The sequence below is a fragment of the Paraburkholderia caffeinitolerans genome (assembly GCF_902859945.1).
Taxonomy (GTDB): domain Bacteria; phylum Pseudomonadota; class Gammaproteobacteria; order Burkholderiales; family Burkholderiaceae; genus Paraburkholderia; species Paraburkholderia caffeinitolerans.
On the sequence record NZ_CADIKL010000006.1, the window covers coordinates 95,632 to 112,979 of the forward strand.

The 17,348-nt window shown below is 61.7% G+C and carries 27 protein-coding genes and 1 tRNA gene; 2 read left to right on the forward strand and 26 right to left on the reverse strand.

Features of this window, described 5'->3' with window-relative positions:
- Positions 1-18: 18 nt before the first annotated feature.
- Positions 19-192, reverse strand: coding sequence for a hypothetical protein (locus HV773_RS36780; protein WP_246282229.1), 174 nt, complete (start codon positions 190-192; stop codon positions 19-21).
- A gap of 256 nt (positions 193-448) precedes the next feature.
- Here HV773_RS36780 and rpoD point away from each other — a divergent pair, with 256 nt between their 5' ends.
- Both rpoD and HV773_RS07705 read left to right on the forward strand, forming a co-directional pair.
- Entirely contained in the window at positions 449-2,494 is a 2,046-nt protein-coding gene (rpoD, locus tag HV773_RS07700) for an RNA polymerase sigma factor RpoD (RefSeq protein WP_246282231.1), read from the forward strand.
- Positions 2,495-2,666: 172 nt separating this feature from the next.
- A tRNA-Ile gene (locus tag HV773_RS07705) sits at positions 2,667-2,754 on the forward strand.
- Positions 2,755-2,866: 112 nt separating this feature from the next.
- Here the strand turns inward: HV773_RS07705 and HV773_RS07710 are convergent.
- From HV773_RS07710 to HV773_RS07825, 25 genes are all read right to left on the reverse strand, one after another.
- Entirely contained in the window at positions 2,867-3,769 is a 903-nt protein-coding gene (locus HV773_RS07710) for a tyrosine-type recombinase/integrase (protein WP_246282232.1), read from the reverse strand.
- A 17-nt stretch (positions 3,770-3,786) separates the two neighbouring features.
- Positions 3,787-4,134, reverse strand: coding sequence for a helix-turn-helix domain-containing protein (locus tag HV773_RS36785; protein WP_246282233.1), 348 nt, complete (start codon positions 4,132-4,134; stop codon positions 3,787-3,789).
- A complete protein-coding gene (locus tag HV773_RS07715; RefSeq protein WP_175194515.1) occupies positions 4,127-4,732 on the reverse strand; it encodes a J domain-containing protein in 606 nt (201 codons plus the stop codon). Before HV773_RS07715 ends, HV773_RS36785 begins: the two co-directional genes overlap by 8 nt.
- Complete coding sequence (locus tag HV773_RS07720) at positions 4,729-5,199, reverse strand: ASCH domain-containing protein (protein ID WP_175194517.1); 471 nt, start codon at positions 5,197-5,199, stop codon at positions 4,729-4,731. The genes HV773_RS07715 and HV773_RS07720 overlap by 4 nt, the downstream gene beginning before the upstream one ends.
- The gene (locus tag HV773_RS07725; RefSeq protein ID WP_175194518.1) at positions 5,196-5,741 is read right to left on the reverse strand and encodes a hypothetical protein; all 546 of its coding nucleotides are present in this window, start codon (positions 5,739-5,741) and stop codon (positions 5,196-5,198) included. The genes HV773_RS07720 and HV773_RS07725 overlap by 4 nt, the downstream gene beginning before the upstream one ends.
- The gene (locus tag HV773_RS07730) at positions 5,731-6,549 is read right to left on the reverse strand and encodes a hypothetical protein (protein ID WP_175194519.1); all 819 of its coding nucleotides are present in this window, start codon (positions 6,547-6,549) and stop codon (positions 5,731-5,733) included. The genes HV773_RS07725 and HV773_RS07730 overlap by 11 nt, the downstream gene beginning before the upstream one ends.
- Before the next feature lie 17 nt (positions 6,550-6,566).
- The gene (locus HV773_RS07735; protein WP_246282234.1) at positions 6,567-6,830 is read right to left on the reverse strand and encodes a hypothetical protein; all 264 of its coding nucleotides are present in this window, start codon (positions 6,828-6,830) and stop codon (positions 6,567-6,569) included.
- Positions 6,827-8,182: an RNA-directed DNA polymerase gene (locus tag HV773_RS07740; protein WP_465263010.1), complete on the reverse strand. Its 1,356-nt coding sequence runs from the start codon at positions 8,180-8,182 to the stop codon at positions 6,827-6,829. The genes HV773_RS07735 and HV773_RS07740 overlap by 4 nt, the downstream gene beginning before the upstream one ends.
- Positions 8,157-8,534 (reverse strand): four helix bundle protein, encoded by a 378-nt coding sequence (locus tag HV773_RS07745; RefSeq protein ID WP_175194520.1) that lies wholly within the window; start codon positions 8,532-8,534, stop codon positions 8,157-8,159. Before HV773_RS07745 ends, HV773_RS07740 begins: the two co-directional genes overlap by 26 nt.
- Before the next feature lie 14 nt (positions 8,535-8,548).
- Entirely contained in the window at positions 8,549-9,010 is a 462-nt protein-coding gene (locus tag HV773_RS07750; protein ID WP_175194521.1) for an Lcl C-terminal domain-containing protein, read from the reverse strand.
- A gap of 29 nt (positions 9,011-9,039) precedes the next feature.
- Positions 9,040-9,399 (reverse strand): Lcl C-terminal domain-containing protein, encoded by a 360-nt coding sequence (locus tag HV773_RS07755; RefSeq protein ID WP_175194522.1) that lies wholly within the window; start codon positions 9,397-9,399, stop codon positions 9,040-9,042.
- Between the two features lie 26 nt (positions 9,400-9,425).
- Complete coding sequence (locus HV773_RS07760) at positions 9,426-9,791, reverse strand: Lcl C-terminal domain-containing protein (RefSeq protein WP_175194523.1); 366 nt, start codon at positions 9,789-9,791, stop codon at positions 9,426-9,428.
- A gap of 58 nt (positions 9,792-9,849) precedes the next feature.
- Complete coding sequence (locus HV773_RS07765) at positions 9,850-10,047, reverse strand: hypothetical protein (protein WP_175194525.1); 198 nt, start codon at positions 10,045-10,047, stop codon at positions 9,850-9,852.
- A 2-nt stretch (positions 10,048-10,049) separates the two neighbouring features.
- Entirely contained in the window at positions 10,050-10,586 is a 537-nt protein-coding gene (locus HV773_RS07770) for a hypothetical protein (RefSeq protein WP_175194527.1), read from the reverse strand.
- Positions 10,587-10,651: 65 nt separating this feature from the next.
- Complete coding sequence (locus HV773_RS07775) at positions 10,652-11,116, reverse strand: hypothetical protein (RefSeq protein WP_175194528.1); 465 nt, start codon at positions 11,114-11,116, stop codon at positions 10,652-10,654.
- 50 nt (positions 11,117-11,166) lie between these two features.
- The gene (locus HV773_RS07780) at positions 11,167-11,343 is read right to left on the reverse strand and encodes a hypothetical protein (RefSeq protein ID WP_175194530.1); all 177 of its coding nucleotides are present in this window, start codon (positions 11,341-11,343) and stop codon (positions 11,167-11,169) included.
- Entirely contained in the window at positions 11,340-13,106 is a 1,767-nt protein-coding gene (locus tag HV773_RS07785; RefSeq protein ID WP_175194532.1) for a ParB/RepB/Spo0J family partition protein, read from the reverse strand. The genes HV773_RS07780 and HV773_RS07785 overlap by 4 nt, the downstream gene beginning before the upstream one ends.
- 49 nt (positions 13,107-13,155) lie before the next feature.
- Entirely contained in the window at positions 13,156-13,590 is a 435-nt protein-coding gene (locus tag HV773_RS07790; RefSeq protein ID WP_175194534.1) for a hypothetical protein, read from the reverse strand.
- Positions 13,591-13,740: 150 nt separating this feature from the next.
- Positions 13,741-14,085, reverse strand: coding sequence for a hypothetical protein (locus tag HV773_RS07795; RefSeq protein ID WP_175194536.1), 345 nt, complete (start codon positions 14,083-14,085; stop codon positions 13,741-13,743).
- An 87-nt stretch (positions 14,086-14,172) separates the two neighbouring features.
- Positions 14,173-14,844, reverse strand: a complete 672-nt coding sequence (locus HV773_RS07800) for a hypothetical protein (protein WP_175194538.1) — start codon at positions 14,842-14,844, stop codon at positions 14,173-14,175.
- Positions 14,841-15,686 (reverse strand): hypothetical protein, encoded by an 846-nt coding sequence (locus HV773_RS07805; RefSeq protein WP_246282235.1) that lies wholly within the window; start codon positions 15,684-15,686, stop codon positions 14,841-14,843. The genes HV773_RS07800 and HV773_RS07805 overlap by 4 nt, the downstream gene beginning before the upstream one ends.
- Positions 15,687-15,688: 2 nt before the next feature.
- Positions 15,689-15,961, reverse strand: a complete 273-nt coding sequence (locus HV773_RS07810) for a hypothetical protein (RefSeq protein ID WP_175194540.1) — start codon at positions 15,959-15,961, stop codon at positions 15,689-15,691.
- Between the two features lies 1 nt (position 15,962).
- On the reverse strand, positions 15,963-16,304 hold the full coding sequence (locus HV773_RS07815; protein ID WP_175194541.1) for a hypothetical protein: 342 nt from the start codon (positions 16,302-16,304) through the stop codon (positions 15,963-15,965).
- An 8-nt stretch (positions 16,305-16,312) separates the two neighbouring features.
- On the reverse strand, positions 16,313-16,525 hold the full coding sequence (locus tag HV773_RS07820; RefSeq protein ID WP_175194543.1) for a hypothetical protein: 213 nt from the start codon (positions 16,523-16,525) through the stop codon (positions 16,313-16,315).
- 124 nt (positions 16,526-16,649) lie between these two features.
- On the reverse strand, positions 16,650-17,279 hold the full coding sequence (locus tag HV773_RS07825) for a hypothetical protein (RefSeq protein WP_175194545.1): 630 nt from the start codon (positions 17,277-17,279) through the stop codon (positions 16,650-16,652).
- Between the last annotated feature and the right edge of the window lie 69 nt (positions 17,280-17,348).

Below are 17,348 nucleotides of genomic sequence, written 5' to 3' on the forward strand. Positions count from 1 at the left end.
TGCTACAATAAAAGGTTTTCAGCGGTTTGTTTTTGTTGTTTGTTTTTGTTTTTTCCGGGCAGTTTCCAGCAAGGGCGGAATGGCAATGGCAAAGACTACAGGCGGAAAAAAAGCGACAGGCAAGGGTTCGACGGATTCGACCAGCAAGGTCACGAAGGCCCAGGATGCACCATCCGCCAGTTCGCGCCGCAAGGCGGCGAACGCCAGTCATGAAGTTCCCGCAGTCCGGCAGAGAGCAATGGCTGCTTCGGCCGCGCGAGCGGCGCCAATACGCGCGGCGAAAGCCTCTACGCATCCGGCAACGAAGCGGTCCGGTGGTCCGAGTAGTGCAAGGCAAGTGCCTGCCGTTGCGGACGATGCGGCAGAGCGCGAGGCTCCAGTATCCACGGTTCACGAGGCTGATGTCCAACAGCCGAGAGTCGAGACTACAGCCGGTACGGCGAACTCCATGACGAAAAAGCTGAATGAAGTGTCCGTCGATGACGACGCAAACCAGAGCGAGGAAAGCACGCCCACCGCGGGCAAGGGTGAGAAAACCACCCGTGCGCGCGACCGGCGAGCGAAGGAAAAGGCGCTGCTGAAAGACGCATTCGCGTCATCGCAACCCGGGACCGTCGAGGAACTCGAAGAGCGCCGCAACAAGTTGCGCGCGCTCATCAAGCTTGGCAAGGAGCGCGGTTACCTCACCTACGCCGAAATCAACGATCACCTTCCGGACAACTTCACCGAGACCGAGGCGATCGAAGGCATCATCAGCACGTTCAACGACATGGGCGTGGCCGTCTACGAGCAGGCCCCCGATGCCGAAACGCTGCTTCTGAACGACAACGCGCCCAACGCTTCTTCGGATGACGAAGTAGAAGAAGAAGCCGAAGTCGCGCTGTCCACCGTCGACTCCGAATTCGGCCGCACGACCGACCCGGTGCGCATGTACATGCGCGAAATGGGCACGGTCGAGCTGCTTACGCGTGAAGGCGAAATCGAAATCGCCAAGCGCATCGAAGACGGCCTCATGCATATGGTCATGGCAATCTCCGCTTGCCCGACCACCATCGCCGACATCCTCTCCATGGCCGAACGCGTCGCGAACGATGAAAGTCGCGTGGACGAGCTCGTCGACGGTCTGATCGATCCGAACGCCGAGGACACCGACGGCTTCAATGCAAAGGAAGCCGAAGAGATCGAGAACGAGGTGGAAGAGGAAGAAGAGAGCGAGGAAGAAGAGGAAGAAGAAGAGGACGACGGCACGGCTCAGGCCACGGCCAACGCGGCGCAGCTTGAAGCGCTCAAGCGGACCTCGCTCGAGAAGTTCTCGCACATTAGCGAGTGGTTCGACAAGATGCGCCGGGCGTTCGAGAAGGAGGGCTATAAGTCGAAGTCCTACCTCAAGGCGCAGGAAACGATCCAGAATGAGCTGATGTCGATCCGCTTCACCGCGCGCACCGTCGAGCGGCTGTGCGACACGTTGCGCGCGCAAGTAGATGAGGTGCGCCAGGTCGAACGTCAGATCCTGCACACGGTCGTGGACAAGTGCGGCATGCCGCGCTCGGAGTTCATCGCGCGCTTCCCGGGCAATGAAACCGACCTCGAATGGTCCGACAAGATCGTGGCTGAGAATCACGCGTACAGCGCGATTCTCTCGCGCAACATTCCGGCGATTCGCGAGCAGCAGCAGCGCCTGCTGGACCTCCAGGCGCGCGTGGTGCTGCCGCTGAAGGACCTGAAGGAAACCAACCGCCAGATGGCGGCGGGCGAACTGAAGGCGCGCCAGGCAAAGCGCGAGATGACCGAGGCGAACCTGCGTCTCGTGATCTCGATTGCGAAGAAGTACACGAATCGCGGCTTGCAGTTCCTCGACCTCATTCAGGAAGGCAACATTGGCCTGATGAAGGCGGTGGACAAGTTCGAATATCGGCGCGGCTACAAGTTCTCGACCTACGCCACATGGTGGATCCGCCAGGCCATCACGCGCTCGATCGCGGACCAGGCGCGCACGATCCGCATTCCGGTTCACATGATCGAGACGATCAACAAGATGAACCGCATTTCGCGGCAAATCCTGCAGGAAACCGGTCTCGAGCCGGATCCGGCAACGCTCGCCGAGAAGATGGAAATGCCGGAGGACAAGATCCGCAAGATCATGAAGATCGCGAAGGAGCCGATCTCCATGGAAACGCCGATCGGCGACGACGACGATTCGCATCTGGGCGACTTCATCGAGGACAACAACACGGTCGCGCCAGCGGATGCCGCGTTGCACGCCTCGATGCGCGACGTGGTGAAGGACGTGCTCGACTCGCTCACGCCGCGCGAGGCGAAGGTGCTGCGCATGCGCTTCGGCATTGAGATGAGCACGGACCACACGCTCGAAGAGGTCGGCAAGCAGTTCGACGTCACGCGCGAGCGGATTCGCCAGATCGAAGCGAAGGCACTGCGCAAGCTGCGTCACCCGAGCCGCTCGGACAAGCTCAAGTCGTTCCTCGAAGGGAACTGATGCTTGTTTGAGATGCGGCCGAGGCGCATGTAATTGGCTTATTTGGGGCTGATTTGCATGCGCCGGATGGTCAGGCTGGAGTGGTTCGTGTAGTATGTCGGCCTGCCGTCGAAAAGCCCGGCCTCTGTGTAGACCGGGCTTTTTTGTTGACTTCCCCTCGTTGTAGCTTCGTGGGCCGGACGCCGTGTTGGTTGCAGGCAGCGGACTCATAATCCGCCGGAGAAATCCCGTCGTCGGTTCGAACCCGACCCGGCCCACCAATAAAAACAACATTGCTTCAAGCGTTTAGCGCAGCGCCAACTGCCCTGAACGCCTTTGTGCCACAAAAGTCCGTTCGGTACTGTGTCCGGAGTGTGCCTCACTCCGGACGCTTCACTTCACCGCTACGAGACGCGGGACACCTTCCGTTCGACTCCCCATCAATACGACGTCAGCATGCGGCCGCAAATGGTCCGGTGCGAGATGCGCGTAGCGCAGCACCATCTCATAGCTTGCCCAGCCGCCGAGTTCCATCAGCCTGTTCAGAGGCGTACCTCCCTGAACGTGCCACGATGCCCATGTATGCCGGACATCATGAAACCGGAAGCGCTCAATCCCGGCCCGTTTGCAGGCCGCGTTCCAGTCCTTGGTTTCCCAGTACGGCATTGCCTCGCCGGCCCGCGTGAAGACGTGCGTTGGGTGCTTCCCGAGCTGACGACGTACGGCGGCCACCGCCTCGGCGTTCAGCGGGACGCCGATCGCCTTTCGTGCCTTGGCCTGATCGAGATGGATCCATGCCCGCCGCGCCTGCAGGTCGACCTGCGACCATTCGAGCCCGATGATGTTGCCCTGTCGCAAGCCCGTCGCGAAGCCAAAGGCCGCGACCTCGCGCATCCAGTCGTCGTTGATCGCATCCAGCAGTCGCCGTGCATCTTCCCGCGTAATCCACCGGATGCGGCCATCTGGCTCCTTCGCAGCGCCCAGCTTCGGCGCTTTGTCGATCCACTCCCATTCATTTGATGCATCGTTGAAGAGGGCGCGTATCGTCGAAAGATACCGGTTGCGGGTTGCTGGCTTCAGGTCCGTATCGACGCCGCGCTGCGAGCTCTTGACCGGCAATGCGGTCAGAATCTCGTCGCGCGTGATCGAGTTCAGATCGCGCCCGCGAAAGACATTCTGGAAGTGCTTAATATGGCGATGCTTCGAACCATAGTCCGCCATGCCGGCCTGCTCACGCAGGTATCGCAGGGCCGCTTCCTCGAACATGCGCGTCGGCTTTTCGCCGAGCTTGGACACGCGCCATGCCTCGTGCTTCAACTTGTCGTGGAACTCCTGCGCCTCCTGTTTATCGGTTGTGCCAGCAGTTTGTCTAATTCGGCCGCCGCCTGGCTTGCGGATATCGACGTGCCATACGTCGGAGCCTTTGCGCTTTCGGATGGACATTTTTTGTGCTCCAGTTCCTCCTGCGCCGGTCGGTCGGAATTGTACCGCCCGGTCGCTTCCCTCAATTTTTCCGGCCAGATGCGCCAGACAGACCCGACCTGGAAGAAGCCGAGCTCCCTGCGGTGCGCGTAAACGGTGCCGTAGCTCACGCGCAGCAGCTGCGCGGCCTCGCGCAGGCCCAGCGCGCGGTCGCCGATCAATGGGATAGCTTCAGCCATTCAGTTCCCTCTCTGCAGCCTGCAGCGCCGCGTTGAGCTCGCTCATGGCCTCATGTGTGCCACCCTTGTCCGGATGGGCCGCGGCTGCGAGACGTCGGTAGACCTGCTTCACGAGCACGAGATCGCGCTCGTGCGGATGCACGCCGAGTACTTCCCGCCATGTGCGTGAAGCGTTCGGTGCGGCGATGGCAGTGAATCCGGTGAAGGCCGCCTCGAGCATGTCCCCGGTGCCCCAGCGCGCGATGCCGCGAAGCGCCTCGATCGTCTTCGCGATCGCCTGCATGTTGTGCTCGATCTTCAGCCACCGGTCGCAGGCGAACGACATCTGCTTGCCCTTGTAGGTGAAGTAGACGGCGACGCCCAGATCATCGGGCTGCCGTTGGTTTGCGAGAGGCAACCCATCGCGACGCAGCGCGAGGTTCGAGCTGATGACGATGTTCGGGTCGCGGGCGTATCGGCCACCGCACAAAAGCGTGATCTCCGCGACGATGTTGTCGCGCGCTCGCGCGAGCGTTACATCGAATTTGGCGTGCTCTCGCGAGTAGCGGCCGGTACGCTTGCGGCCAGCTGGCCATTGAAGCGGGTAGGCGATCGTCATGCGATGGCTCCGAGCTCATGCATCTGGCGAAGCTGTGTCGCGATGTCTTCGGGGACGTCGAAGAACTGCAGCGCGCCCTTGCATTCGACGAATGGCACCGGCTTCACGTTTTCGAGCCGGAAGCCCCACTGGCCATCCATATGCCACCGAGAGTTCCGTCTCGCAGACGGAATGCAATCAGTGATGGTCGCCGCCCCGACGATCCCGCCGCGGTCCAGCTTTCCCTGCCCAGGCAGCGCGATGTCGATCTCGAAATAGTCGAGGAAGGCCTCGACGTCGTCGTATTCTGCGCGCGTCATGCCCTTGCTCGCATGGATCAGGAAACGCCCGCGCAGCCTCGTCGGCCAGGTCCGGTTCTCAATATCCTTCAGGTCGCAAGCTTCGATCGCGGCCACGCGTGCCGCGCCGGTGAGGTCTGGGCGAATGATGAGCCACGCCCACGGCTGGCGGATTGACAGGGCTTTCATTGCTCATCCCCATTACTGGCGCCCACCCGATCGATGCGTTCGATCTCAGCGAGGATCAGCGCGCCAGCTTTCACAAGGTCGCGGCGTGGTGTGGTCGGCTTCCACCACTCAAGCATCCATGGCCATTGTCCTGGCACATTGCCGGAATTAAACCCTCCGGCCGAACGTGCATAGCAGATCGCGGCTCGAATGAGATCGTGGTCGATGTAGCGATCGTCATCCTCCGGCGAATTGCCTTCCACCTCTACCTGCCGACGACGCTCTGCGAGGACGTCGCGCGCGGCTTGGGTGTCGCGCAGCTTCCACGCCGGCGGTCGGCCACGCGGCGGTCGCCATTGCTCAGCGCCATCGGTGTAGGTGTAACCGCGCGCCTTGAGCGTACGCACGGCCGCGGTGCTCGCGCGTTCGGCAGCAGCGCGTGCCTCGCGCTCGGCTGCGCGCTCCTTGAAGTGATCGCATGGCTCGACCGCACCGTCTTCGATGCGCTTGTAATCGTCGCCGCAATCGTTGAGGCAGTCGCAGCGCGGCTTTTCAGAGGTCATTGAGGCCTCCCGTACGCGCCTTCACATGGGCAGCAAGTTGGAGTGCGGCGAGATAGCTTTCACCGTCCATGCTCGTGCCACGCGAGCGAATCCATTCATCGACGAGAGGTTTCACGTCGTCGAGCGCTGCGCGCTCGTCGGGCTGCGCCTCAAGGTGCGCGAACTGGCGCGCTGCCTCTGCTTCTTTCCACGACTCGCTCGGCGCTGCCGCATCTGCGGCGACGGTAGGCGTAGGGGCGACGGCGCGCGCATTTACGAGCGCGTCGAGGCAAGCGTTCCAGCCAATGCGAAACTCGATCGACTTCTCGTAGCGGTCCTGCGAGTCGCGGAAGTAGTCATGCGCGTTCGCGACCAGATCCCCCTTCGAAAGGATCGCGTCGAGCGCGGCCGATGCGCGCTTCGCATCCTCCAGCATGTCGCCGGTGTCCAGGTTGCTGTCGATCTTGTTGATCAACTCAAACAGCGCACTTTCGAACGGGAGTGTCTCGTTTCGCGGCGCTGCCGCAGCAGGGGCGACGGGAGCGGCGTAGAGCGGCATCGAGTAGGCGCCTCCGGGTGTCGCGACGGCCAGTGAGCTTGAGCGCGCGCCACGCTGCATCTGCTCGACCTCGAACTTGTGCATGTAGACGCTCGGCGCTTGCGCTGCAGCGGAAGGGACGGGAGCGGCACCGCGCGCGACGCCGATGCCGTACATGTCGATCGTTCCATCGGCCATGAATAGATGGTCACAGCCGCCGGCGCGGAGCTTATCGGAGATCTCCTGAAATGCGATCGCCGAGATTTCGAGTGTTGCAACTGTACGTGTCATCGTTTTCCTCGACTCGTCTAGCGCATGTCCGGGAGTGCCAACTGATCACTCGGCATGACTACTTCGGATGCTTGAATCATGGATAGCTCGAGCTCCGGCGCCGCGCCGGCTATGTAGCGCATACTTCGGCCGCCATAATGGCGCTCACAGGCGATAGATTCGCGCATGAGCTTGAGGACCTGCATCGCCTTATCCGCGTCGAGCAGGTAATGTTCAAAGCCAATGCGGATGCATGCGACATCGCGGCTTCGTGGGCCTTTCGCTCTCGTTGCCATTTTCATCGGGCTCCTCGATAAGTCTTCGTGAGATTGAAATTGACTGCCCGGCCGCGCGAGAGGACGACGTTGGCGAGCTGCGCGCGATCGTGATGGCTGGCGGATGCTTGTCCTAGCAACCCGAAGTAGGAGTTGGCGACCGGCATCAGATCAGCGGCCGGCGTCGCCGCGACGCGACGCAATGCTTCGTTGCGCGTGCGCTTTCGCGTCTCGCGGCGCCACGGCTTGATCACCTGTCCGACGAAGTCGACGCCGCGATCAATCGGTTGCAGGATCGTCTTGCGCGGGTTGATACGCACGGAGAGCCGCGCCGGCAAGAATTCCGTCAGGTCGGCGAGGACCGCGTTCAGCCAGTCAGTCGACTCGTGCAGGAACAGGAAGTCGTCGACATATCGGATGTAATACCGTGCGCCGAGCACATGCTTCGCTCGCTGATCGAGCACGTTGAGTAGCACGTTCGCACCGAACTGGCTGAACAGGTTGCCGATTGGCAGCCCGAGATGCGCGGGCTGCTCCATCAGCCGCTTGTGCGGCGGCACACAAACCATCTTTGCCGGGTCGCCGCGATATGCGAAGTCGGCCCGTGGGTCGTGCATCAGCACGACGTCGGTCAGCCATCGCCAGAACGGCTCAGAAATCTTCTCGAACAGCAGCTCGCGCAGGATGCGCCTGTCGATGCTGACGAAGAAATTCGCTAGGTCGAGCTTCAGGTAGTACGCGCGTTGCGACCAGTTTTGCGTGATCGACCGCACCTTAGCCTCGAGACGCTCTGCGGCATACAGCGTGCCGCGACCCTTGATGCACGCGCATGAGTCCGCGATGAACGAGCGCTCGAAACGCGGCGCGATACGATGGTAAAGCAGGTGATGCACGACGCGATCGCGAAAATCCGCTGCCCAGACTTCACGGGGCTTTGGTCGGGTGATTACGAAGCAGATGGAGCGGCCCGGTGTGTAGCTGCCGTCGATCAGCTCGTCGTAAAGCAGCCGCAGGTTACGCTCGAGGCATCCCTCGAACGCGAGGGCGCTGCGGCTATTGCGCTTCGTGCGCCGGCAGGCGAGATAGGCCTCGACCAGCTCGGCGAACGAAAACGGGTTTCTATCTGCGGACGGCGCGGGCGCGAAACTCGTTGTTCTGGTTGTTGTAGTTCTGGTTGCCGTTTTTGAAGTTCTGATACCAGGCCCAGCCGGAAGTATCGTGCTATCTACGTCGCCCGGCCGATTGCTCAGCGGGGAAACTGCGCCGGACCGGATCGCCAGTTGGCGGTCGGTATCCGTGGTGCGCATGGCGGTGGCCTCGTGGGCCAGCGGCACGACCAGATTGAAAGATCGCTCAGCCATGGAAGCCTTGACCTCCATGGAGCGGGCGATTGCCTGCGGATTTTCTCCATGCGGTGGCCTGCTTGCCGATGCTCGTCGTGAGCTCGATCGCACGAGCATATGCGCCCTTGTCGAGCTTGCGTTTGTTGAAGCCGAGCCGGAGCAGAAGGTTGATCACCTGCAGGCGCTCGACGAGCTCATTCAGATGAGGCGACTTGTCGCCGGCGACGTTCGCGCGATACACGAGCACGATGATCTCGATGCATTCGAGATTGATTTTCTCGCCTATCGAGCGCTTGAAGTTTCGCTGCATGTTCGTGACGACATCGGTCACGACATCCAGTAGATCTTCGGCAGCGCGATAGATCGGCAGTTGGGTATGTAAGGCCACGGTGGTTTAAATCATTAAATTACTGAAGGAATGAATCTGCGGACGGCGCGGGCGCGAAACTCGAGGGTCTGGAGGCTGTAGTCCTGGAAGCCGTCCTTGAAGAGCTGACACCAGGCCCAGCCGGAGTTTTCCTCGTGTGGCTCTCCCGACCAATACCAGGCTGCTTCGAACTCGTCCTTCAGGTTGGCGAACAGAAGTGACTGTTCGCGGCGCGTCGGCAAAGACGCATCGCGCTCGCTGGCCCATTCGCATGCAGCCTTCCAGTCAACATCCTCGGCTTCTCCCGGCAACAAAATCAGGTGATAGTCCTGCTTGCCTTCCTCACCGAGCATAAGGCCGGCGTAGCGCTCGCCTGGCGCAAGTGGAATCTTCACGCCCGCGACGACATATTCCGTCGGCATTGGCTGCTTTCTGAAAGCCTCGATCAGCGCGACGATTCGCGTTTGCTCGATCTCGATCTGTTCAAGCGTGATCATGTTGTGATGCACTCCTGATGAATGAAGAATTAAATGGGCAATCTGCGGACGGCGCGGGCGCGAAACTCGTTGTCCTGGTCGCCGTAGCCCTGGTAGCCGCCTTTGAAGCCCTGATACCAGGCCCAGCCGGAATTGCGGTGATGGATTTCGTTGCTCCAGTAGAAGTCCTCGTTGAACTGGTCGCGGAAGTTGTTCCAAAGCATGGCTTGCTCGATACGGTTCGGAAGATCGCCGCCGATCGATTTGGCCCACTCCATCTGCGCCTTCCACTCGCCATCCACGTTATCGCCGGGCAGCAGGATGATGTGGTGAAAATCACAGTTGGCGTTGCCGATTGCGCCGATGTAGATTTCGCCTTCAGCGAGGGGCGGAAGAGAAAGTTGTTGCATGACTTTCCTTTGAATAACTAAATGAATTAATTTTTGAATCTGCGGACGGCGCGGGCGCGAAACTCGTAGTCCTGGCTGTAGTAGCTCTGGTAGCCGTGTATGAAGTCCTGATACCAGGCCCAGCCGGCATATTCGGGATTGTCGTCCGGCGTATTCGACCAGTAGGCGGTTTTTTGAAACTGATCGCGATGCTTCTCATACGCGATCACGAGTTCGGCGCGCGTGGGCAAATCGCCGCCAATGCTTTTTGCCCATTCCATCTGGGCTTGCCACGATGCGCGGTCGTTGTCGCCGGGAAGCAGGACGCTATGCTCGACCTCGCCATTGGCGTCGACGAACCCACAGAGATAAATCTCGCCTGCGGCAAGCTCTGGGAGCTGGATCTTTTGCATTGCATCTCCTTATGACGGTCACCTTTTATGGTGCCGGGTTACCTTCGATTCAAACGTGTTATCGATTGCCGATCTGGCCGCGACCGACCGGAACCTTGCCGATCATCACCATCACTGGCTCACCGCGATCGCACGCCACCATGTCGGCAAAACTCGATGCAAACGCATGGAGCTGCTCAACCGTCGGCTCCTTCGCGAAGAGATAGCGCCGCGATGCTTCGAGGAACGCCGCGCGATGGCGTGTGCGCGCATTCATGCTCAATTTCCCGATGCGATCCGAGTTGACGGCGGCTGCGTATCGGTGCGCGATTGCAGCTCTGCAGGTTTGAGCGAGCAGTCGAAGCCAGCTGCGCGATAGGCCTCGTAAACTTCCTGGCTCACCTGGCAGCGGATGAGGATTGCGGCCTTTTGCAGGCTGGTCTTCGTGGCTTCGTCCGATGTGACGGTCGACTGGCGCACGGTCTCGGCGGCCGCGACCTCGAGCTTGCAGTCCAGCAGGCTGTGCGAGGCTCCCCCCACGACCGACACGCCGGCGATCGCGCCGCCGAACTGGACCGTCTGGCCGCAGTTCATCTGCGAGAAGCTCGCGGCATATGCGCCGAGCACGGGCGCCGAGACGTTGCGAATGGTCTGCGTCGTATGCTCGGGCTGCTGGCTGAACTGGATCGTTCCCTGCGCCGTGGATGTGGCCGCCGAGTTTTGCGTTGCGCTCGCGGACGTCGATGTTTGCGCGATCGCACTGGCGGCATTTCCCAGGAGTAGAATCGATGCCGCAACGATGAGAAGCTGTTTCATTGTTGTCACCCCCAACGGTGGTTGTGCGGGGCCTTCGGTATTGGCCGTACCGAAGGCCCTTCTCGTTAGTAGCTGTAGGAGTAGCTTCCGGCGCCGTTCGAATAGCCGTACGACGAGACGTCGGTGCCCACCCCCGACTTGCTGTCGCCGTAGCCGCTGCCGTTCGTATAGCCGCCGGCATTCGCGCTCGACGTGCTGCCCGTATAGCCGAACGAGCCCGACACGCCTGCGCCAAAGGCGCCCACTCCGAAGCCGCCAACGCCCGCGCCGAGCGCCGTGCCGCCGATGGCATATCCACCGCCGCTCGAATTGCTCCATTGCGACGAATAGCCGTTACCGTTCTGGCCGGCTGCTGCCTGTGAGCCGCCGGACGTGCTGACCGATGAGCCGAAGGCGCCGTTCACCGAGAACGTGCCGGAGCCGCCGTTATTGCCGTAGGCGTTCCCGTTGCCATTGCCGTTACCTGCGAATGCGGCCGGTGCGGCAGCGAGTGCAAAAGCTGCTGCGATTGCGATGGTGATTTTCTTCATGTTGATCTCCGTAGGTTGGTTTGCGCGGTGGTCCGGCCGTGCCCGGTCCTTCAGTTGTTCTGTTTCGGCGGCTGCCCGTCGCGCTGCGCGTTGCTGTATGCCTCGGCGAAGCGCTGGAGTGCATCGAGCGAGCCACTGACGCTCGAGTACTGCTGATTGCCGATCACGGCGTCGAGTTTTATGGTCAGGCCTGCGGTGCGTGCCAAGGCGATCAGATCGTCGCTCATGGGCGCCCCGTATTCGGAAACGGCCAGGGTTCGTTCTTGCGGTCCTTAAGCGACGGTTTTGCGTTGTCGGCCTGCGCGGGTGCGGCGCTCGAGCTAGCCTTTGAAGCGGGCTTCGCGACCACCTTCTTGGCCGCCGGCCTCTTCGCAGGCGCGCGTTTCGCCGCCGCAGCTTTCGCCGTTGGCTTCGGCGAGGCGGGAGGCGCTTTCTTCGCAGGTACCGGCTTTTCCTTAGGCTTCGGACGCATGTCGGTTTCGACCTGCTTGCGTACGGCGCCCGGGTCGATGCCGCGATCGCGCGCCGTCGCCTCGAGCAGTTCGGGCTTGCCGGTCGAGTAGGTCGCGGCGACAGATTCGTCGATCAGCGCGATGTCCATCACCAGGCGCCCGAGGCCTTCAGGGTCCTCGCGCGACGCTGCCTCGATCGCGTCGACCTTCTTCGCAAATTCGGCTTCGGTGATGGCCTTGCTCCCCCAGCCGTGCAGCTTGCAGATGCGCTTCTGGTTTTCATTCCACAGGCGGCGATAGAAGGTGACGGCCACGATCTTCAAATCGAAGTCGCTCAGGCCGGTGCCTTCGTGCTTGTCACGCACCTGATTGAAGAGTTCGCCGCGATATGCGTCGGCCGCTTTCTTCTTCGCGAGCTCCGCGGACTGCGAAGGATTCGACGTGCCCGTGCTGCGCGCCTGAATGCCCTTGTCGGCGAGCATCTTCTTCAGGTCCGCCTTCGGCATGACGTCGATCAGCTTGCCGTCATGTGGGCTCTCGAGGAGCGCAGCGGACTTGACTCCCTTGGCGCCGATGATCTGGCGATACGAACGGTGCTTCAGATCGTCATAGCAGGTCTCGTCGAGCTTCACGAGTCCGCCTTGCAGGCTGCTGTACTTATCCGGGAGCGCAGCTTTTGCCTCCTTGCCCGTGATCACTTTTCGCCCCGCGGCCTCGGCTTCGGCGCGTTTCAGCGCGGCACCGGCTTCTTTCTTCTTCGCGTAGCAGGAAGGATCCGTGCAAATTTCTTTGCTCTTGACGTCGCCGAACATATCAACCTGGTTGCCGGTGCGTTTCGGGCACGGGCCGCATGCACCGGCCGACGGCACGAGGGTCTCGTCGGACGTCTTGAATGGAGCCTCATCCAGGCGAAGCATGTACGTGCGCTGGATGTGCTCCGATGCCGCCCTGATCGATCTCGGCTCACCGTTCGCCCAGGGCGCTGTCAGCTCCTTCGCCGCTTTGTCCTGAAGGTCGGTGGGCAGTCGCGCGATCATCAGCGCGGTCGAGGCGTTCAGCTTCTCCTCGTGGAACAGCTTGCGCGTCGACGCATTCAGTGCGCACAACTTCAGGCGCTGCGCGACGTAGGTACGCGTCTGGCTGACTTCCTTCGCGATTTGCTCGAGCGTATGCCCGCGATCGGACAGCACCTTGTAGCCGTCCGCCTCCTCAAGCGGATGCAAATCACGACGCTGGAGGTTCTCGACGATCTGAATTTGAAGTACTTCGTCGTCGGAGAGATCGCGCACGAGTGCGGGAACCGTCTCGAGCTCGACCGCGGTCGCCGCGCGAAAGCGGCGCTCGCCCGCGACGAGCTCGAACATGCCCGGTTCTTCGGGCCACGGACGCACGAGCACCGGCTGCAGGATGCCATGCACGCGCACGCTCTCGACGAGTTCGAGGTGCTCGGCCTCGGGGAAGCGCTTGCGCGGGTTCGTCGGCGACTTGCGGATGGCGCTCAGCGGCAGGAAGTCGATGGATGCCTGTTCGGTCTGCACGAAGGGATCTCCTGGTCTATTCGGATCGTTCACGCTCATTCAGCAGCGTTCAATGCACTACGCGGGCGAGGGGAGCTACAGGCGCGCCGGCGATCGCCTCAAGGATCCGGCCGAGCGCGGCGTCGCTGAAACGAACATCGGAGAGGCACGGCTTCGAGGGATGCCGATGGAAAATCTCGATGGCTTTCAGCCATGCATCATTTTTCGTGGGGGCATCGAGCCAAAGCGGCATCCAGTTGCCGCTGCCATAGATGCGGTCGTATGCGGCGAACATACCGGTGCGTGTAGCATTGAGCGGATCGGCGACGCTCTCTTCGAGGTCCGCGGGCAGCGAATGTGCGCAACCGAAGGCGTAATCGATGTGCTCCCGCGTGCGGCCGTCGAATTCGACGCGTGCGAAAAGGCAGGCATCCTCACCCAAGGCGACGATGCATGGCAGGCGGTCGGTGGGACGAGAATCGTTGAAGATGAAGATCGTTTTCATGGCCTGGGCCTTTTCGTGTGGTGCGTCATGCGCTGGCGCTTGGCGGCGCGCAACTGCACGCGTGCAATTCTGTATGCGTCCCTGAAATCCATGCTTCCGTCGTCCACTGCGGCGAAGAGCTGGAAGAGAGTGGGTCGCGGCTCGCGCCTTTTAGTACGGCGGGTTTTCATCGGAGAGCTCCAGCTGGGGCGCCCCAGCCGGCAGATCGCGAAGTGCGCGCTTAAGCTCCCATGTACTGATCGGCTGGATGCGCAGCTGGCGGACATACATGCGCGCAGCGGCTTCGTCGAGGAATGTGATCGCGTAGATCGCGCCGTTGCCAAACGCCTTCGTGAATGCCTGCAGCGCGGGCTCATCGTCGGTGGCCTCGCATTCCGGGATATCGACGCGCACGAGCGACTGGCCGCCGATCGTGAGCTCGGAAACTCGGCCCGCAATGCGTTGGTGTCCGAACAATTCGACGAGAGCCCACTGCTCGAATTTCTGATCAGCCATTTCAAATCCTTAAAAAGTGGGGCGCTGTGAGAGCCGCCCACCGAAAGTCGCGCGGTCGGGGTCAATGCCGCGCGCCTGAGAGCCTGGTTAGATGCGTGTATCGATGGAGATGCGGATGGGCTTCAACTGGTGCGGCGTGAGCTCGATGAATACGCCATCGGAACGTACGGTCACCCGGCCGTCAGGCCAGACGGTGAGCATTGCTTCTTCGGTTGCCAACGCGAAATCCGGCTTGCGCTGCAGCGGTGCAGCGCGGAGAGATTCGACGGGTGCAGACATCGGCGCACGCGGCGCGACCGACGCCTGAGCCTGTGGTTCGGAAGGCCTCGACTCCAGTTCCGCGTCGGCGCACGTGCGACGTACGGCGTCTGGAAGCATGTAGAGTTGGCCATCGCGGATGATTGACCCGTTTTTGAGTGCGCTGTCGATATACGGTGTTATCCCTCCGCCCACGTTAATACCGAGTGCCTCGCGGAGCTTCGCAGCGGTCATCGGGCCGTTGTTAGTCAGCAGCTCGATCACCTGATCTGCGCGTGTCGGTCGTCTTTCTTTCGCACCCGTCGCAGCCGGCGTCTGAGTAGTGTCATTTGAATCTGACGCGCGCTGGAGACGCGTGGCCGGATTTGCCCACGGATCGGCCTTCGCCGCGGCTGCGGTGGCTTGCTCTGGTGCCGCATTCGGGTTGCCGTTCAGGTCGACCGCGATGACCGCGGATTCACCTGCCACGGGGAACATGTTCGGATGGCCCGCGTCGCTCATGCCGATCTCCCGGAGAACGCAGCTGCCGCATGCGGCGGGAAGAAGCGCGTCGCGCGCGCCACCGCCGTATCGAGCTCGAGCACGGCAGCTTCGCTGTCCGCGTGCGCGAGGTCATAGAGGGCTGGCAACCCGGCTTCGACGGAAGCCATGACCTCGCTGCGGCTCGCGAGACGTCCTTCGGCATACCAGAAGGTCTGTTCCGGCTCGCCGATATCGAACAGCACGCCGTCATCGGCGCGCACCGCGTGAAAGCTGCGCGTTACCCATACGAGCGCTACGCCCGGATTGCGCTTGAGCATGATTCCGCTGACGCGCAGGTCATCGGGCATGCCCGTCTCGCGACGCGTTGCCTTCGGCAGCGTCAGGAACGGGCAGGCCTGCGCAGCGAACTTCGCGCAATCGGTGTGCGACGGCGGCTCCGCGGACACGCGATTGACGGCGCACATCGGGCCGATGACGAAAGCCTTGTACTGGCCCAGCGGCTCGCCACAGATCCAGCAGCGCTTGTAGTAGACGCACGCGGCGAGCTTGCGGCTGTCCATCACCCGAAAGTCCGGCTTTCCATCGATCCAGTCGACGAAATAAGGCACCGGGTAGCCGCGCGAATCGACGGGCAGCGCGCGCATGCGCTGCGGAAGCTCCGGCAGCCCTTGCCGGAGTGCGGTAGCGGTCATCGAAACCCCACGCGGAAGGCGCGCCGCGGCCGCGCCTCCGTGAATGCCCGATGAATCGTTCGCGGGGGCGGGAAAGTGACGATCGAAGCGCTTGGCGGCAGCGACCGCCGACCAGGCGGCGCAGCCGAATGCAAGCGTCGCGGTGCCGAGGAATCCGAGGGCGTCCATGTTCACTCCTCGTCACCGTCGTTGGCCGCGCGCTTTTTGAGGTCGACGATGGTGTCGTCGAACGCGAAACACGTCTGCGTGAGCGATGTGCTGCGCGGCGTCAGCTGCCGGCCGACATGGCGCTGCGGGCGACCGACGATCTGCGCGCGCACCGCAGCCTGCACCGCGGCACGCACGGCCGGATTGAGCAGCGCCTCCTCTGGCGGCGTATCGACGAGGTGCGAGCAGGCCTTCGCCAGCAGCTCATCGGGAAGGCGGGTTGGGATAGGGCGCATGTCAGGCTCCGGTGGCTTTTGCGATCGCTTCGCGCAGCTTGAAAAGCGCGATTGCTTCGGGATCAGTTGAACCTTCGATCCAGCGACCGCGTGCGAGGGTCGCCTCGGCGGCGATTGCTGCATCCAGCAGGTCCGGACATGCAGCGATGAGCAATTGATTCGCGTTGCTTTCCGCGGAGGTCTGCTCATGGTCGGAGCAGAGAAATCCCCACCCGATGTATTCCGCGGTGAGGATCGTGTGCACCGCATAGTGCTGAGGCTCACAGGCAGGATTCGGTTCGACGGGGTAGAGGTTGTAGCCTTCCCACTTCCATGGCCCGGGTGTGTGTTTGAGCTCGGACATGACGAGCCTCACAGGCAACGGGTGAGAGTGCACGACGTGTCGCCAGCGTCGACACGATCCTGGTACTGCTGCCAGCCCGTATAAAGCAGATAGGCGAAGAACACACCGAGGGCCGCGAGGACGTTGCGCACGACGCGGAGCGTCCGAACCAGCACGCGGATGCCGCGCGCGCCGGTGCGCGCGGCGCTGGCGGTGGGGGTGGCTTGCTGTTGCTGGGACATCGTTCGCTCCGTGTGCGTTTGCGTGTTGCGATCTGATGGAGCGAATATTAGAACTTCTCTCTCTTTATGTAAAGAGAACTTCTAATAAAAAATTCGACGAGGCGGCAATACCTCGAAGATGGGCTTACTGTGCTGAGGGATAGCCGCGGCGCGCGATCACGTCTTGACAGTTGACGATAGCTACGCCGGCTTGATAGCGGAGGAGCTTGTTTTCGTATCCGGAGATATTTGCAGCGCGCTTATCCTGCTCGATCGCATATTGGGCATTCGAGATCGTGCGCCGGCAATCGACGACGGCGCGGTCTGCTGCGGCTTTCTTGCCGGCTGGACTGTCTTCGTAGTCGCGCTGAGCCTGAATCTTTGCCATTCTCTCGTTCTCAGCTGCTTCGCGCGCAATTTTTTGCTGGAGCCGGGAATCATTTATGGAGAGGAACGAGGCGGTTGCGGCGCTCTCGGAGTCATTGACCGGCAGACCATTGCTACTGACGAAGGACCACACGGCATTCTCAAATCGATCAGTGGGTGAAAAACCGCGATCGAAAACGCCCGTCTTGAAGCGCTCGGTCGTTGCCGTGTAATACTCGAATCCTGATGCCGTTCGTTGCGTGGTGAGATGCAGGATAGCAGCGACGCGCATGCTAGGCGGATCGAACGAGGTCCGGCCCGAAAGAAGCGGGATCCCAGGAGCATCCGGAGCAATCGCCGGCGCGGGCTCATCGTCGCGTTCGCAATAAAGGCCGATGCGCGTGAACACGCCGGCGCATCTCGCATCGACAGCTTCTTTCGATGCTAAAAGCGTGGTTGTGGCGCATGCAGCATGCGA

What these genes read in the sequence shown, in the direction of transcription:
- rpoD (WP_246282231.1), top strand. Translation starts at nt 449, where the DNA reads ATGACGAAAAAGCTGAATGAAGTGTCCGTCGATGACGACGCAAACCAG.
- HV773_RS36785 (WP_246282233.1), bottom strand. Translation starts at nt 4,134, where the DNA reads ATGGCTGAAGCTATCCCATTGATCGGCGACCGCGCGCTGGGCCTGCGC.
- HV773_RS07715 (WP_175194515.1), bottom strand. Translation starts at nt 4,732, where the DNA reads ATGACGATCGCCTACCCGCTTCAATGGCCAGCTGGCCGCAAGCGTACC.
- HV773_RS07720 (WP_175194517.1), bottom strand. Translation starts at nt 5,199, where the DNA reads ATGAAAGCCCTGTCAATCCGCCAGCCGTGGGCGTGGCTCATCATTCGC.
- HV773_RS07725 (WP_175194518.1), bottom strand. Translation starts at nt 5,741, where the DNA reads ATGACCTCTGAAAAGCCGCGCTGCGACTGCCTCAACGATTGCGGCGAC.
- HV773_RS07730 (WP_175194519.1), bottom strand. Translation starts at nt 6,549, where the DNA reads ATGACACGTACAGTTGCAACACTCGAAATCTCGGCGATCGCATTTCAG.
- HV773_RS07735 (WP_246282234.1), bottom strand. Translation starts at nt 6,830, where the DNA reads ATGAAAATGGCAACGAGAGCGAAAGGCCCACGAAGCCGCGATGTCGCA.
- HV773_RS07740 (WP_465263010.1), bottom strand. Translation starts at nt 8,182, where the DNA reads ATGGAGGTCAAGGCTTCCATGGCTGAGCGATCTTTCAATCTGGTCGTG.
- HV773_RS07750 (WP_175194521.1), bottom strand. Translation starts at nt 9,010, where the DNA reads ATGATCACGCTTGAACAGATCGAGATCGAGCAAACGCGAATCGTCGCG.
- HV773_RS07755 (WP_175194522.1), bottom strand. Translation starts at nt 9,399, where the DNA reads ATGCAACAACTTTCTCTTCCGCCCCTCGCTGAAGGCGAAATCTACATC.
- HV773_RS07760 (WP_175194523.1), bottom strand. Translation starts at nt 9,791, where the DNA reads ATGCAAAAGATCCAGCTCCCAGAGCTTGCCGCAGGCGAGATTTATCTC.
- HV773_RS07765 (WP_175194525.1), bottom strand. Translation starts at nt 10,047, where the DNA reads ATGAATGCGCGCACACGCCATCGCGCGGCGTTCCTCGAAGCATCGCGG.
- HV773_RS07770 (WP_175194527.1), bottom strand. Translation starts at nt 10,586, where the DNA reads ATGAAACAGCTTCTCATCGTTGCGGCATCGATTCTACTCCTGGGAAAT.
- HV773_RS07775 (WP_175194528.1), bottom strand. Translation starts at nt 11,116, where the DNA reads ATGAAGAAAATCACCATCGCAATCGCAGCAGCTTTTGCACTCGCTGCC.
- HV773_RS07780 (WP_175194530.1), bottom strand. Translation starts at nt 11,343, where the DNA reads ATGAGCGACGATCTGATCGCCTTGGCACGCACCGCAGGCCTGACCATA.
- HV773_RS07790 (WP_175194534.1), bottom strand. Translation starts at nt 13,590, where the DNA reads ATGAAAACGATCTTCATCTTCAACGATTCTCGTCCCACCGACCGCCTG.
- HV773_RS07795 (WP_175194536.1), bottom strand. Translation starts at nt 14,085, where the DNA reads ATGGCTGATCAGAAATTCGAGCAGTGGGCTCTCGTCGAATTGTTCGGA.
- HV773_RS07800 (WP_175194538.1), bottom strand. Translation starts at nt 14,844, where the DNA reads ATGAGCGACGCGGGCCATCCGAACATGTTCCCCGTGGCAGGTGAATCC.
- HV773_RS07805 (WP_246282235.1), bottom strand. Translation starts at nt 15,686, where the DNA reads ATGGACGCCCTCGGATTCCTCGGCACCGCGACGCTTGCATTCGGCTGC.
- HV773_RS07810 (WP_175194540.1), bottom strand. Translation starts at nt 15,961, where the DNA reads ATGCGCCCTATCCCAACCCGCCTTCCCGATGAGCTGCTGGCGAAGGCC.
- HV773_RS07815 (WP_175194541.1), bottom strand. Translation starts at nt 16,304, where the DNA reads ATGTCCGAGCTCAAACACACACCCGGGCCATGGAAGTGGGAAGGCTAC.
- HV773_RS07820 (WP_175194543.1), bottom strand. Translation starts at nt 16,525, where the DNA reads ATGTCCCAGCAACAGCAAGCCACCCCCACCGCCAGCGCCGCGCGCACC.